This window comes from Rhodococcus sp. SG20037 (assembly GCF_031763325.1).
Classification (GTDB): domain Bacteria; phylum Actinomycetota; class Actinomycetes; order Mycobacteriales; family Mycobacteriaceae; genus Rhodococcus_F; species Rhodococcus_F qingshengii.
Genome location: NZ_CP134497.1, coordinates 3,395,113 through 3,408,832, shown reverse-complemented (window position 1 = coordinate 3,408,832; position 13,720 = coordinate 3,395,113). Strand labels below are relative to the sequence as shown.

The window sequence follows — 13,720 nt, the reverse complement described above, 5'->3', positions numbered from 1 at the left end:
TCCATGCCGCTGGTAGTCGCTATGGACGGACCGTCCGGAACCGGCAAGTCCAGCGTCTCTCGCGCGTTGGCGCAGCGTTTGGGCGCTCGCTACCTCGACACCGGAGCCATCTACCGGATCGCGACCCTGCACGTGCTGCGTCAGGGAATCGATCTGGCGGATTCCGCCGCGATCACGGCCGCCGTTGCGGCGTTGCCATGGTCCATCGGTACCGATCCGAGCAGCGAGCAGGTGCATCTCGACGGCGCGGACGTCAGCGAGGAGATCCGCGGCGACGCGGTAACCAAGGCTGTCTCCGCGGTGTCGGCTGTACCCGAGGTTCGTGACCTGCTGGTCGCCACTCAGCGTGAGTTGGCGGCCGGTGCGGAGCGGATCGTCGTGGAAGGTCGCGACATCGGAACCGTCGTACTCCCCGATGCAGACGTCAAGATCTTCTTGACCGCATCGGCGGAAACCCGTGCGGCACGGCGCAATACGCAGAACATCGGCCAAGGCCGTGAAGACAATTACGAAGCGGTGCTGGCTGATGTGCAGCGCCGTGACCATCTCGATTCGACTCGGGCAGTGTCGCCGTTGCGCCCTGCCGACGACTCCATTCTGGTGGATACGAGCGAATTGGGAATTGAAGATGTGATCGCCAAGTTGCTGTTGGTGGTCAGCGACAGAACTGGAGCAGTGCAGTGAGCGACGATCTGGTAACCGAATATGCCGGTGACGGAACTTGGTCCGAGGAATCGGAGTGGGACTACGCCGATCTCGAAGCGGACGGCGAAGGCGAAGCGCACATTGCCGTCCCGACCTTGGCGGTTGTCGGTCGACCGAACGTCGGCAAGTCGACGCTCGTCAACCGCATCATCGGCCGTCGTGAAGCGGTAGTCGAAGACATCCCCGGCGTCACTCGTGACCGCGTCTCGTACGAGGCGAACTGGGCCGGACGACGCTTCCTCGTCCAGGACACCGGCGGATGGGAGCCCGACGCAAAGGGTCTTCAGCAGGCGGTCGCACGTCAGGCGGAGTTGGCCATGGGAACGGCTGACGCCATTCTCCTGGTCGTCGACGCTGTTGTCGGCGCTACCGCGACGGACGAAGCTGTTGCTCGCGTGCTTCGCCGCTCGAAGACTCCGGTCATCCTCGTTGCCAACAAGGTGGACGACGGACGCACCGAGTCCGAGGTTGCAGCGCTGTGGTCTTTGGGCCTCGGTCAGCCGTACTCCGTGAGTGCGACGCACGGCCGCGGTACCGGCGACCTGCTCGACGAGGTTCTCGAGAAGCTGCCGGAAACCCCGCGTGAAGGTATCCCCGGCGGCGGTCCGCGTCGTGTTGCTCTCGTCGGAAAGCCGAATGTCGGAAAGTCCAGCTTGCTCAACAAGCTGTCCGGTGACGAGCGGTCCGTCGTGCACAATGTTGCCGGCACCACCGTCGACCCCGTCGACTCCATTGTCGAACTCGGCGGGCGCCCTTGGCGTTTCGTCGACACGGCTGGTCTGCGCAAGCGCGTCAGCCATGCCAGCGGGGCGGAGTTCTATGCGTCGCTGCGTACGAAGAGTGCAATCGAGGCCGCTGAGGTCGCGATCCTGCTCATCGACGCACACGAGCCGATCACCGAGCAGGACCTCCGTGTTCTGAGCATGGTGGCCGACACGGGTCGTGCATTGGTGATCGCATTCAACAAGTGGGACCTCGTGGACGAGGACCGTCGACTCATGCTGGACAAGGAAGTGGACCGCGATCTGGTCCGCGTTCCGTGGGCTCAGCGAGTCAACATCTCCGCCCACACCGGTCGCGCCGTGGCGAAGCTCGTGCCGGCGCTCGACACGGCTCTCGAGTCCTGGGACAAGCGCATCCCCACGGGTCGCCTGAACACCTGGCTCAAGGAAGTTGTGGCGGCCACACCGCCGCCGATGCGTGGTGGCCGCCTGCCTCGCATCATGTTCGCGACTCAGGCAAGCACACGCCCGCCGACATTCGTTCTCTTCACCACGGGCTTCCTCGAGGCCGGCTACCGCCGCTTCATCGAGCGGCGTCTGCGTGAAGAGTTCAACTTCGACGGCAGCCCGATCCGCGTATCCGTTCGAGTGCGCGAGAAGCGTGACCGTAAGGGCCGCTGATTCTGCGTCCAATTCGGTACTGAAACGGCTCTGACCAGCCGATTGGTACTTCGGCCCGTCCCTGATGTAATCTTTCCAAGCGCCGGAAACAAGGGCGTGGGACGGGCTGTGGCGCAGCTTGGTAGCGCACTTGACTGGGGGTCAAGTGGTCGCAGGTTCAAATCCTGTCAGCCCGACCGAAGTTAGATCAAAAAGGCAGTTTCTCAGAGATGAGAAACTGCCTTTTTGTTTGTGCCTTCAAAGGTTCGGCAACGGATCATGCGGGAAGTCCTGCGGTGACGTGATCTCCGCGTCGGCAGCGTTCACGACTGCAACATATTCTTCGTCGGTTTCGCGCTCATCAGAACGTCTGCTGGAAATACGTACCGGATCTCGTCATCTGGATGCAAGTGGGAGCGAAGGCGCGCACGGACACTCGCGGAAACCGGCATGCGCGGAAGGCTAGCTCAGGTTCGCTGACTGAGGCGAATATTGTGAACGGCAACGGTTACTCCGAAGAGCGCGATCAGAATGGCGGTAAAGATTGCTGCCAACCACCACGGCGCCGAACCTGCTGTATTCAGCCAGATGGTCAGTGCACCGAAAATTGTAGTGGGAATGCCGACAGCACGAGACAGGTCGACGTTCCTCGGATTGACCGGCGGTGTTCTCCACCAATGAAGGCGATGTCCTCGATTCTCACGCAGCATTCGCAGGATGGACCAGACAGTAAGCGGCCGACCAATCGCGAGGATGACCATCCCGCCAATGATCGCCAAAGTGCACCCGTCTCGGAAGTACGTCACGGCAGCGCCGACAACACCTGCAAAACCGATGGCCGTGAATACTTTCCACGCCGGGGTTATGGACTGGCCATGCGGTTGTGTTGCCATGCAAGCACCCTTCCGCAAAACATAATCGAAAACTTCAACCCTGTTGCGGCCGTCGATTGTGCATCAGGGTGACAATCAAACTCGGTAAGCCGTTAACTACTCCGAGTACAGCGACTGCGATACCCGCACTCAAGAGAGGTGCTGTCTCCCAATAGTTGTCGACGATGGCAGATGCTCCGATCAAGCTCGATACCCAGCCCGTGAGTTGAGCACGTCGGACATGTTGTGCCGCTCGCGAGGAGGTCGGTCCTACCGAGAGAGGTAATCTCCGCCCCTTTCGAGTTGTAATCGCTTTCTCCTCCGGAGCGCAATTTCGCCTACTGGCATGATCTCTTCGTATGATTGGGATTCGGATCGCGTGGGTTGTATTGGCGGTCGCCACCGGGATTCTGGGATCCGCGACGGCACAGTGGCCGCTGTACGAGATCACCGATTGCGAAATAGGCCTCGGCCCGCTCAGTTCTGCCGATTGTTACCGCTCGATTCACGACTATTTCGGGCGGGAGCTCTTCTTGGTGCTGGCGTTGCCGGTGGCTCTGTGCGTTATTCCAGCCGTGATCCCACGACCATTAGTTTCCTGGATCGTCTCGGCGACAATGCTTTGCGCTGCAGTACTGGGTTTCTTTACCGCTTTCAGCTCTGGTATGCCTTCTCTGCTGTCGATGGTGGGGAGCCTCCCTGCTGCAGTGCTGGCATTGGTACTTGCTGCGGTGCATCAGGGGATCGCATTGCGCAACAAGGGCGCCATTGCGCGTGCGCGCAGTGGGGTTCGCGATACGCAGCCGAGTGAGTGATCAGTCGGGGCTGAAGAACAGTTCCATCGAGATCCAGAACCACGCCACCATTGCTGCCACAGAAAGGAACGCGAGCACCAATGGCAACGCGAATTGCCTGCCGGTGCGGCTGGGAATAGTCATAAGTCCGAGAATGACGAACACGGCGGCAGGCGCCGCCCAACTTATCCAGTAGGTGAGTGGTGGTGGGTTGGGCCCGAACGACGTGAACGAACGGTTCGGATACAGCTGCGGCTGCGGGACATCGGCGAAATGTTGCCACAGGAGTACCAATGGCAGGTAGCCGAACAGTCCCAGTAGGAGGCCGACGACGAGTCCCGCGAAGATTCGTTCGCCCCTCATCTCGATGCACCCGTCCGAATCAATCGTCCCACTGCCTATGCGACTTCTGGTAAGTCACGAGGCTGAATCCGTAGAGCCCACGCCCGGGCCGCAACGAACGTCATGGCCAATACGAGAACGACCAGCAGTACGACCGCGATCCAGGTGGGAGTGGTGGTGGAAAAGCCCAGCCTCCACGCAGTACCGACACCTACAGTCGTCGCCGCCAACGCCCCGACCGGAAGCATCGCCGCCACCGCTCGCGTCGTGCGAACAGTAAGTCGATCCCCGGCAGCGCGAAGGACTCCGAACACGGCGGCGACCGAAATGCCATACGCCAGGAGACCGCTGACGGCATAGACCAGGAGCGGGGACCATCCGATATCAACCGACCCGGTGAATGCCATGCCGATCAAGACCAACAGGGGCGTCAACCCAAGCGTGACGCCTGCGAGGCCTGCCACCACAGTTGGAACCATTCGATTGTCCTGGCCTCCGGAGATTCGCACGCCCGCGAGGCGGAGCACGAACCCGGTCAGCGCGCCCAGAAGGGCGCCGATCACCGCAGCCTCGATGGGCCAGGTCCATTGCGATTCACCCGCGAAGCCCGAGATTGTGGTGCCACCCGAAAAGAGGGTGATCGTGGCGGACGCCTGTGCCGATCCCTGTGTCAGCGCCGCCGTGACGATGGCAACGGTCGCACCGAACAAAGCAAACCCAAGTGCCTGTTTCCACATCTAGCCATCTTGACCCATCCCGCCGGAGAATTCGGCACAACGGCAGTCTCATCCGGATGCCTTCTCACTGTGCAGATTGGGGGCGCAGCCGACTTCGGCGATAATTGTGTGAAGGGGCTGGTGGTGACACCCTCGTCGTATCACCACCAGCCACGTTCGACACTCACGACCTGCTGTCACGCACGCAATCGGCGACGTGCTGCCAGTGCTGCCGGAAATCCGAGATCTGCATCGATCACTTCACCGGAGAGACGTTCCGAGATTTCGATCAGTCGACTGCATCCGGTCTCTCCGATCGCCTCGTACGGGTACGACCCCAGCACATCGGTCTGATGCTCAACCCGCTTCCGGCGATCGCGACCCACCTCGTTCAGGTGAAGCTCGGGGCCGTCTTCGAGCCATCCACGCGCCCGCACACCTTCGACGCCTTCCGCCCACTGATCGTTGTCCCATGCCCGGCTCATTTGCAGAGCAGCAGCAGGAACATCACCGGTTGCGGCGTGGACTACCAACGCTTCGACACCGTTGAGTCCCTCGGCGTGAAGAAGTGCGACATGAGAATCTCCGCGAAACTCCCGGAGCAAGGATTGGGCATGCCACAACACGAGATGAGGCTCCTCAGGCCACGGCAATGATGCGTGCCCACCGAACAGGGGTCGCCCTTGTGGTCTGTTGCAGGCGCGTTCCGCGGCTCGACGTGCGAGTTCGGCAGCTTCGCGAACTTCGGTGCCGTCGACATGTTCTCCCCAGGCCTTGCGCAGCGAACGGTCGACAGCGTCGAGTCGAGCGGTGAGGATCTGTTCGGGGGTGGCGATTGTCCAGGCTTCCGGCAGCACCGCGTGTACCAGTTCGGGGTTGAAGTTGAAGAACGTAGCGATGGTGACTTCAGCCGCTACTGCGCCCATGGGCGCAGACCGCGAAGCGAAGTAGCCCATTCGAGGGTGTGTAAAGCCCAGTGCGGCATATGCTTCCGCGCCGAAAGGGGTGAAGTAGATCATGCCGTGTATCGGTTCGGCTCCACGGAAGACGCGGCGCGCGGTTTCTGGTGCGATCGAGGTCATCGATAGTCCTTCATGCTGGTGGTGTGGTCTTCGAACAGTCGAGTCGGATGGTTGTTCTACGCCGGCTATCTCCCTCTGACATACATGCGGTCCCGGACGGCATCACCCACTCGGTAGACGGCCAGGACGACCAATGAAATCAGAATGCCGGAGGGGAGAATCTGTTGTGGTGCACTCAAGATGTGCAGGTACGCATCGGATAGGTCACCGCCCCAACTCGGAGTGGGGGGCTGTATTCCCAACCCCAGGAATGAGAGTGCCGCCTGCGCGAGAAAAGTCAGGCCGGTGAGCACGGTCACCTGAACGACAACCGGCCCGATTGCGTGCGGAAGAAGATGACGCAGGAGCACTACGTGCGGCGGGCATCCTGAGAGTCGCGCGCTCAGAACGAAGTCTCGGTTCCTCGTTTCGCTGACCCCGGCAGCCAGAATTCTTGCAATTGTGGGTGCATAGACGACTCCGAGCGCTGACATCGACGTGATCAGGCTCGGCCCCAGAACACCGGTAATAGCCACTGCGAGAACCAAACCTGGGAATGCCAGCAATGCGTCCGCCACCCGGAGGAGTGACGCGCCGATCCAGCGTGGCCAATATCCGGCGATCAACCCCCACGGAATTCCCAACAGCAGACTGACAGCGACAGCGATCGCGACGCCGAAGAAGGCGGAGCGTCCTCCCCAGATCAATCGACTGAGCACGTCACGACCGAAGCCGTCAGTGCCAAGCAGGTGCTGTGCACTCGGACCGGCGAACGTGTTGGTCAGGTTCTGATCGGTCGGACTGTGCGGAGCCACGAACGAGGCCAAGACGGACGCCGCTATCAGCGTTCCGAGAAAGCAGTAGCTGAGCCATAATCCGGGGTGCAGTCGAGGGAGAGCCCACTTGGAGCGGGTCTCGCCTGCGGTGGTCAGCGCGAGTTGGCTCACGAGATCGTTCCCTTCCTCAATTGTGGGCTGATCATGTTGTTGACGACGTCGACCAGGATGTTCACGAGAAGCACGATCACGACGAACAGCAACACAATGCCTTGAAGCATCGGATAATCTCGCGTGTCGATCGCAATGACGAGAGCGCTCCCGAGGCCCGGCAGTACGAAGATCTGCTCGAGAATGACCGTCGCACCCAGCATCGCCACGGCAAGCAATCCATAGACAGTGACAATCGTGGGAACGATGTTTCGTAGCGCGTAGCGCCACACGATCTTCCGCTCGTCGATACCCATCGCACGCGCAGTTCGTACGTAGTCACTTGACAGTGTCTCGATCATCGCAGCCCTGGTCTGCCGAACCGCAATCGATGCTGCGCCGGCAGCGAGCGCCGTTGCTGGTAGGACCAAATGGCTCAGGTTGTCGATCACACTGTTCTCGAGAGGAACCCAGCCGAGCACCGGTAGAACTCCCAAACCGAGGGCGAAGACATCGACCAGCACGATAGCGAGGAAGAAGTCCGGTACCGCGAGTCCGATCCCCGAAACCGTGCGGGTCAGACCATCGCTGCGTCGTCCCTGCCGCGTCGCGGTCCACACACCGAGCGGTATAGCGACGACGGCGGACAGTAACAGTGCGAGTACAACGAGCTCGGCGCTCGCCGGCAGGCGCGCAAGGATCTGTGGGCCGACGGGGGCGCTGTTCTGTAGCGACGTTCCCAGATCTCCGTGCAGAGCCGACACCACCCAGTTCCAGTACTGGACCAGCAGAGGTTGATTCAATCCGAGGCGCTCGTTGAGTGCCGCGATCGCTTCATCGCTGCCGTTCGGACCGAGAAGTGCCTCGGCTGGTCCACCGGGGATTATCCGGATAAGGGCAAAGGTTATGAAACTAGCGATAATCGCGGTAGGAATTATCTGTGCGAACCGGACGCCGATCATCCGTATGTAAGGATTCACCGGCGATCGGTGAGGGTTTCGGGTCGGAACGCTCTCAGGCTCGGGGGCCAACGAATTCTCTTGCGATACAACGGTCGTCGTCATGACTTCGAGAGGTACGTCAGATTGGGGGAGCCGTTCAGTGCAGGAACGGCCCCGTGGACGTTCTTCGTGTAGGCGACCACGTCGGGAGTGAAGTACAACGGTACGTACTCAGCGGACTTGATCACGACTTGATTGATCTGTTTGACGATGTCGAGCTGAGCGGTTTCGTCATACGTGTTGTTCAACAGTGCGATCAACTTCTCCAACTCCTCGTTGGGGACGGAATTCTGCCGGAAGTACGATCGCGAACCCAGAGAGGCTTCGAAATTGAGCGGTGCGGATGCTCGCGTGGGCCATCCCACGCTGAAGACGTCCGCGCTGTTGTGTGCGACGAACTCCGTAATCGCCTGAGGTCCACTCATTTCGACGAAGTCGACCTTGATGCCGACTTTCTCCCATTGTTCTCCGACAAGGACCGCGTTGGTCGAGTACGGCGGTAGGTTGCCTGCTAGTCCGCGCACGGTGACCCCATTCGGATACCCCGCCTCCGCTAGCAGCGATTTGGCCTTCTCCGGGTCGTACGGCCATGCATCTTCGGTTTCCTCGTCGTAGAACTGCGAACCGGGAGGATATTGACCGAACGCCGCAGTTCCTTCCGAGCTGTCCAGCGTGGCTCGCGCAATTGCCTTGCGGTCGAGCGCATACTGCATCGCCAGACGAACCCGGACGTCGTTAACCACAGGGTTCTTGTTGTTGATCACGACGAGCGCAACTCCGAGTCTCGGGTCGTGACTGACGTTCAGGTTGGGATTCCGTTCGAGGATCGGAGCACTCGACGGTGTGAGCCCGTATGCAAAATCCGCAGCGTTCGATGTCAGGGCATTTGTCAGCGCTGTGGGATTGGAGATCACCTGGATCTGGATCTTGGCGAGCTGGGGGCTGGGTGGACCTGCCGGTTTGTAATCGTCGAATCGACTGAATGTGTATGAACTGTTCGGGACTGCGCTGGTGAATGTGTACGGCCCTGCGCCTACAGGCTTGTTGGCGAAGTCTGCCCCTGCTGCTGCCAGCGCAGTGGGGGAGACCACCATTCCCAATCTGCCGTTGAGCCACCCTGGTAAGCCGGAGGTAGGTGAACTCAACGAGATCGTGATGTGATCTGGGGACGTTGCTTCGATGCTCTTGATCGTCGGGACGGAAACGATTCCGAGACTCAAGCAGTGTTCCATGCTTGCCTTGACTGCTGCTGCATCGAGAGTTGTACCGTCGTGAAAGGTCAAGCCGTTCTGCAACGTCATCTCGAACGTCAGGTTGTCCGGTCCGGAGAAGCCCCACTCGCTGGCGATTCCGGGCCGCAACTTCTGGGTGGCAGGTTCCGCATCGATCAGTGGTGCATACATCAACTGTAAGTAGTCGATGTCGTATCCGATGTTTCCCGCACACGGGTCGAGCGAGGCGGGCACGTGCGATGTCGCGACCTTGAGTTCGGCGTTCGGATCGGCAGGTCCGGTATCGCCGGCGGTACCGGTGGCGCTGCTCGAACAGCCGCTGAGCACGAGAGCAGAAAGTGCAAACGCAGCTACCAGCACACGTGGGCCACTTTTCCCATGATTCTGGAAGCGTGTGATCGGATATCGGGATCGCAAAGACAGACGCGGATTCATATGGTGGACTTTCGCTTTGGTCTTCTCGGAAGGGGGAGACTGACGCGGCACGCATTTACTGCGGCGGGTTGGAGATTCCGATCGATGTGGCCGGGGACGATAGATGGCAGGCGGAGCTGTGTGCGGAATTCGAGGCCGCGCGAAGTGACGGCGCTTCCGACGCACAGCGATCCATCGCAAACGGGCAGCGGGTGCGGAATCGACAGCCCGAGGGTGGATTCCGTGGGTCGGGTAACTCGCCCCGCACCAATGCTTTCCGACGACTGCGCCGCTCGAGTTCGATGTGCGGGGCCGCGGCGAGAAGTGCCTGCGTGTAGGGGTGCGATGGAGTCCTCAGGACCGTGGCAACCGGTCCGATCTCGACGATTCGGCCGAGGTACATCACCGCGACGCGATCGGCGATCCGTGCCACCGAACCCAAATCGTGCGAAATGAAGATGTACGTGAGGTCATGTTCTTCTCGGAGATCGGCAAGAAGTTGCAACACCTCTTCCTGAAGCGAAACATCCAGGGAGGCAACAGGTTCGTCGCAGAGAATCAGTGGCGCCTTGGAGGCAAGTGCACGAGCGATGGTCACGCGTTGGCGTTGGCCACCGGAGAGCTGGGTCGGGAGGCGGTCGGCAAGCTCAGCGCCGAGACCGACCCGACGCAACAGCTCGACGGCTTTCGGCCGCAAGGACTGTGGGATGCGCAGACGCCCTGGCGCCATCGGCTCGGCTACGCAAGCCCATGAGGCCATCCGATTGTTCAAGGCCGACGTAGGGTTTTGAAAAATGAGATGGGAAGATCCACCCTTGCCGAACGCCGGGTCGTCGAGATTCATAGTGATGGAGCCTGCGGCCGTAGCCACCAGACCCGCGAGAGCGTGAGCCGTCGAGGATTTTCCCGATCCTGATTCACCGATTATCGCAAGGGTTTCGCCCCTCTGTACGGAGAAGCTGACGTCGTCGACCGCGCGAAGAGCTTTGCGTCCGCGTCCGTACTCGACTGCCAGATTCCTAACGTCGACGATGACGTCGGTGTTGCTCATCAGCTCACCAGTCCGAGCAACTCGAGTTCGTCGCTGCGGTGACATCTTGTTGCCGATTCCGGTGATCCGATCAGAAGTGGATGATCGGATATGCAGAGCTCCTCGGAGTAGTTGCACCGGGCGACGTATCGGCAACCCACGCCGTCAGCAGGGGCTTTGGTGGTGAAATCGCCTCGCGCCTTGGGCGATTGGGAGGAGACTTCTTCGAATGTCGAGCGTGCCGCCTCGAGAAGGCTGAACGTGTAGGGATGCGCGGGCCGCCGAAGCAGCACGTCTCGTGGCGCGACGTCGACGATCTCGCCGCGAAACATGGTGATGACTCGATCCGCGACCTCGGCGACAACCGCGAGGTCGTGACTGATCAACAACACGGCAAGATCGCGCTGTTCGGCCAGTTCTCGAAGGAGATCGACAATCTGAGCTTGGATGGTGACGTCGAGCGCTGTTGTCGGTTCGTCCGCGATCAGCAACTTCGGACCGCATGCCAGGGCCATCGCGATCATCACCCGCTGACACATCCCGCCGGAAAGCTCGTACCCGAACGACTTCAAGGTTCTGCTCGGGTCGGCCAGACCGACCTGGTGGAGAAGATCTGTAGCCACGTCCTCCGCATCGACTTTCGTGATGTCGCGGTGGGCCTTCAACACATCGACGATCTGGCGACCGATGCTGACGGAGGGGTTGAGAGCCGAACTCGGGTCCTGGAAGACCATACTGACGTCGCGACCGCGTATTTTCCTCAACTCGGCGGCGGGCAGACCCACAAGTTCCTGTCCTTCCAAACGGATGCTTCCGCTGGTTGTTGCCGTACGGGGCAAGAGACCGAGCAGAGCGAGTCCGGTCAGTGTCTTTCCGCTCCCGCTCTCTCCTACGAGGCCGGTGATTTCGCCCGACCCCAACTCGAAGCTCACGCGGTCGAGGAGTCTGTTCGAAATCGATTCTGTCCCAATGTCAACCGTGAGGTCTCGTACTTGCAGAAGTGGGCTCATCGTCGGGTCGTCCACGTGTGATCGTTCATCGCATTCCTCCGTAAACAACTGAATTGTTGTGACTGGAATCACGTACCGGGGAACAATAAACACTCACCTGCAACAAAGTCAATGAATGTTGCAACGATTGCCGTCGATGGCGCCGTCTGATCGCCTCCGGCTACCGACCAGCACGTCGTCAGCGATACATTCACTCCATGGCCGAGACACGTGACATCCGCGCGGAAGCGTTGAGTGCCGCCCGACGACAGTTCGCAGCCGGAAAACCGCTCGATGTGAACGCTTTGGCCACCGAGTTGGGGGTGGATCGGACCACCTTGTTCCGGCGTGCAGGGAATCGCGACACAATTACCGGTGACGTGCTCGATTCGCTGGCGCGCCGAACGTGGCGAATGGGCCTCGAGGAGTGCGGTGGAAGCGGAGCGTCAAGGGTTGTCGACGTCCTCACTTACCATGCACGGGCGACAATCGAGACCGAATTCTTCCGGACGTATTTGACTCGGGAACCGCAAAAGGCGTTGTGCATACTCACAACTGGACTGGGGCCGATTCAGGGCACGATGGTCGAATCCGTGCGAAGGCTGATCGAAGCTGAAATACCGGAGCAGATTCGGCCAGACCTGCCCGTCGAGGACATGGCATATCTGCTGGTTCGCGTGGGTGAGTCGTTCATCTACAACGATTTGCTCACTGGTGGCACTCCGGATACGGAGAAGGCTCGCTTGGCGTTCCGGCTCATCCTCTCGCGTGACTAGTGTGCCGAGTTTCCGTTGTCTCAGTTTTCGTGAAAGCGCTTCGAATGCAAGCTATTTCATAGCTATGACTGGTTGTATGACCCAATCAGGCTGGTGGGATCGGCACAAAGCTCCGCATCTCGTCCCGTCCGGGCCGGATGACGCCTGCGGCGGATTCGGGAACCTCGTTCCAGGCGCCGGGAAGGTCACGTAGAGGCTCGGAGACGACGATTCGGGTCTCCTCACTCAGATGGTGCAGGGCATCCACCTCAGGATGGAGCTTGCGCAACATGGAAATCTCGGTGGAGAAGAACAACGACCTCGACTGGTGCTCGCTGGAATAGCGAAAGATCCAGGTGGAGATGCCATCCGACGTGGCGACGGTCATCTGAACCGGATTGTCGATTCCCTGCGAGCGGGCCGTGTGCTCGACGAATCCGACGGCCCTCGCGACACCTTCGAACGGATCGTCGGTCAGGCCGAACGTCAGCGCGAGGAAGAACAAGGTTTCCGAGTCCGTCGATCCTTCGAGATCCGGAAAGAGCGACGGATCAATGGCAGTCACCAATTCCCGTTTCATGTCGTGGAATCCGTGTAGTGAACCGTTGTGCATCCACAACCATTGCCGGTGCCGGAACGGGTGACAGTTGCTGCGCTGCACTGCAGTTCCCGTCGAGGCGCGGATGTGAGCGAACAGCAGAGGGGTGCGCAATTGGGAGGTGACTTCGCGCAGGTTCGAGTCGTTCCACGCGGGTTCGATGCTCTTGAAAACTGCCGGTTGGGGGCCTTCCCCGTACCAGCCGATTCCGAAGCCGTCGCCATTTGTCGTCGTGGCCCCGAGTTGAGAATGCAGGCTCTGGTCGATCAGCGAGTGCTGTGGCCTGAACAGCAAGTCATGGGCCAGTATCGGCTCTCCGGAATACGCCATCCACCTACACATACTTTCAACTCAAGCAGATCGAGTCGGCGTTGACGGTGCATGCGCAGCGGCGTGCGTCGTCTGGGTGGGCTTCCATGTCGACACAGCCCAGATCACGACGATGTTCAGCGCGATGATGAGAGTCGACCACCAGGGGTAGTACGGCAGCCACAAGAAGTTCGCGATGATCGAGATCGCGCAGATCACCACTGCCGACACCCGCGCCCAGGCCGCTCCGGTGAACAGTGCGAGCCCGACGAGAGCGACGAGCGCGCCCAGCACGAGATGGATCCAACCCCACGTCGTCAGGTCGAACTGATAGACGTAGTCGATCCCGACTACGAACACTTCGTTTTCGGCGACGGCAGCGAGTCCTTGGAAGAACTGCGCGATGCCGACCGTCACCAAGATGACGGCTGCCCCGATCGATGTTCCTACCGCGAAACCCTGCTTGACTGATGTTGTATCCGACATGACGGTTTCCCTTGATTCGGTGGGGGGGCGACCGGACACGTGCCCGGCACGCTCGTTGTAGTGATCGTTGTTCCACCGGCTGACCGCTATGAAACGGAAATACCTGTC

The 13,720-nt window shown here is 60.3% G+C and carries 15 protein-coding genes and 1 tRNA gene; 5 read left to right on the top strand and 11 right to left on the bottom strand.

Translation table 11 applies throughout. From position 1 onward, the window contains the following. Nucleotides 1-3 precede the first annotated feature (3 nt). The 3 genes from cmk to RHP72_RS15690 all read left to right on the top strand — a co-directional run bounded on the left by cmk (nucleotide 4) and on the right by RHP72_RS15690 (nucleotide 2,284). The gene (gene cmk, locus RHP72_RS15700; RefSeq protein WP_170320421.1) at nucleotides 4-684 is read left to right on the top strand and encodes a (d)CMP kinase; all 681 of its coding nucleotides are present in this window, start codon (nucleotides 4-6) and stop codon (nucleotides 682-684) included. After that, the gene (gene der / locus RHP72_RS15695; RefSeq protein WP_003946199.1) at nucleotides 681-2,108 is read left to right on the top strand and encodes a ribosome biogenesis GTPase Der; all 1,428 of its coding nucleotides are present in this window, start codon (nucleotides 681-683) and stop codon (nucleotides 2,106-2,108) included. The genes cmk and der overlap by 4 nt, the downstream gene beginning before the upstream one ends. Nucleotides 2,109-2,210: 102 nt before the next feature. Beyond that, nucleotides 2,211-2,284 (top strand) — tRNA-Pro (locus RHP72_RS15690). A gap of 270 nt (nucleotides 2,285-2,554) precedes the next feature. Here the strand turns inward: RHP72_RS15690 and RHP72_RS15685 are convergent. Continuing rightward, nucleotides 2,555-2,980, bottom strand: a complete 426-nt coding sequence (locus RHP72_RS15685) for a hypothetical protein (RefSeq protein ID WP_311093575.1) — start codon at nucleotides 2,978-2,980, stop codon at nucleotides 2,555-2,557. A 338-nt stretch (nucleotides 2,981-3,318) separates the two neighbouring features. On the opposite strand from RHP72_RS15685, the gene RHP72_RS15680 reads away from it, so the two are divergent. Then, complete coding sequence (locus RHP72_RS15680; RefSeq protein WP_021333520.1) at nucleotides 3,319-3,774, top strand: hypothetical protein; 456 nt, start codon at nucleotides 3,319-3,321, stop codon at nucleotides 3,772-3,774. On the opposite strand, the gene RHP72_RS15675 is transcribed toward RHP72_RS15680, so the two are convergent. From RHP72_RS15675 to RHP72_RS15640, 8 genes are all read right to left on the bottom strand, one after another. Further along, complete coding sequence (locus RHP72_RS15675; protein WP_042451032.1) at nucleotides 3,775-4,116, bottom strand: hypothetical protein; 342 nt, start codon at nucleotides 4,114-4,116, stop codon at nucleotides 3,775-3,777. 35 nt (nucleotides 4,117-4,151) lie between these two features. Continuing rightward, a complete protein-coding gene (locus RHP72_RS15670) occupies nucleotides 4,152-4,832 on the bottom strand; it encodes a hypothetical protein (RefSeq protein ID WP_063316364.1) in 681 nt (226 codons plus the stop codon). A 176-nt stretch (nucleotides 4,833-5,008) separates the two neighbouring features. Continuing rightward, entirely contained in the window at nucleotides 5,009-5,893 is an 885-nt protein-coding gene (locus tag RHP72_RS15665) for an SCO6745 family protein (RefSeq protein WP_063316365.1), read from the bottom strand. Nucleotides 5,894-5,958: 65 nt separating this feature from the next. Then, on the bottom strand, nucleotides 5,959-6,819 hold the full coding sequence (locus RHP72_RS15660; protein WP_020969703.1) for an ABC transporter permease: 861 nt from the start codon (nucleotides 6,817-6,819) through the stop codon (nucleotides 5,959-5,961). After that, the gene (locus RHP72_RS15655) at nucleotides 6,816-7,778 is read right to left on the bottom strand and encodes an ABC transporter permease (protein WP_158510646.1); all 963 of its coding nucleotides are present in this window, start codon (nucleotides 7,776-7,778) and stop codon (nucleotides 6,816-6,818) included. Before RHP72_RS15655 ends, RHP72_RS15660 begins: the two co-directional genes overlap by 4 nt. 80 nt (nucleotides 7,779-7,858) lie before the next feature. Then, nucleotides 7,859-9,391: an ABC transporter substrate-binding protein gene (locus RHP72_RS15650; RefSeq protein ID WP_311093573.1), complete on the bottom strand. Its 1,533-nt coding sequence runs from the start codon at nucleotides 9,389-9,391 to the stop codon at nucleotides 7,859-7,861. Between the two features lie 130 nt (nucleotides 9,392-9,521). Further along, nucleotides 9,522-10,496: an ABC transporter ATP-binding protein gene (locus tag RHP72_RS15645; RefSeq protein ID WP_007731960.1), complete on the bottom strand. Its 975-nt coding sequence runs from the start codon at nucleotides 10,494-10,496 to the stop codon at nucleotides 9,522-9,524. Continuing rightward, entirely contained in the window at nucleotides 10,496-11,407 is a 912-nt protein-coding gene (locus RHP72_RS15640; RefSeq protein WP_054828049.1) for an ABC transporter ATP-binding protein, read from the bottom strand. Before RHP72_RS15640 ends, RHP72_RS15645 begins: the two co-directional genes overlap by 1 nt. A gap of 275 nt (nucleotides 11,408-11,682) precedes the next feature. Here RHP72_RS15640 and RHP72_RS15635 point away from each other — a divergent pair, with 275 nt between their 5' ends. Continuing rightward, nucleotides 11,683-12,240: a QsdR family transcriptional regulator gene (locus RHP72_RS15635; protein WP_021333511.1), complete on the top strand. Its 558-nt coding sequence runs from the start codon at nucleotides 11,683-11,685 to the stop codon at nucleotides 12,238-12,240. Nucleotides 12,241-12,325: 85 nt separating this feature from the next. Here RHP72_RS15635 and RHP72_RS15630 read toward each other — a convergent pair whose 3' ends face one another. After that, complete coding sequence (locus RHP72_RS15630; protein WP_099698222.1) at nucleotides 12,326-13,147, bottom strand: class II glutamine amidotransferase; 822 nt, start codon at nucleotides 13,145-13,147, stop codon at nucleotides 12,326-12,328. 21 nt (nucleotides 13,148-13,168) lie between these two features. Further along, on the bottom strand, nucleotides 13,169-13,612 hold the full coding sequence (locus RHP72_RS15625; RefSeq protein ID WP_311093572.1) for a hypothetical protein: 444 nt from the start codon (nucleotides 13,610-13,612) through the stop codon (nucleotides 13,169-13,171). Between the last annotated feature and the right edge of the window lie 108 nt (nucleotides 13,613-13,720).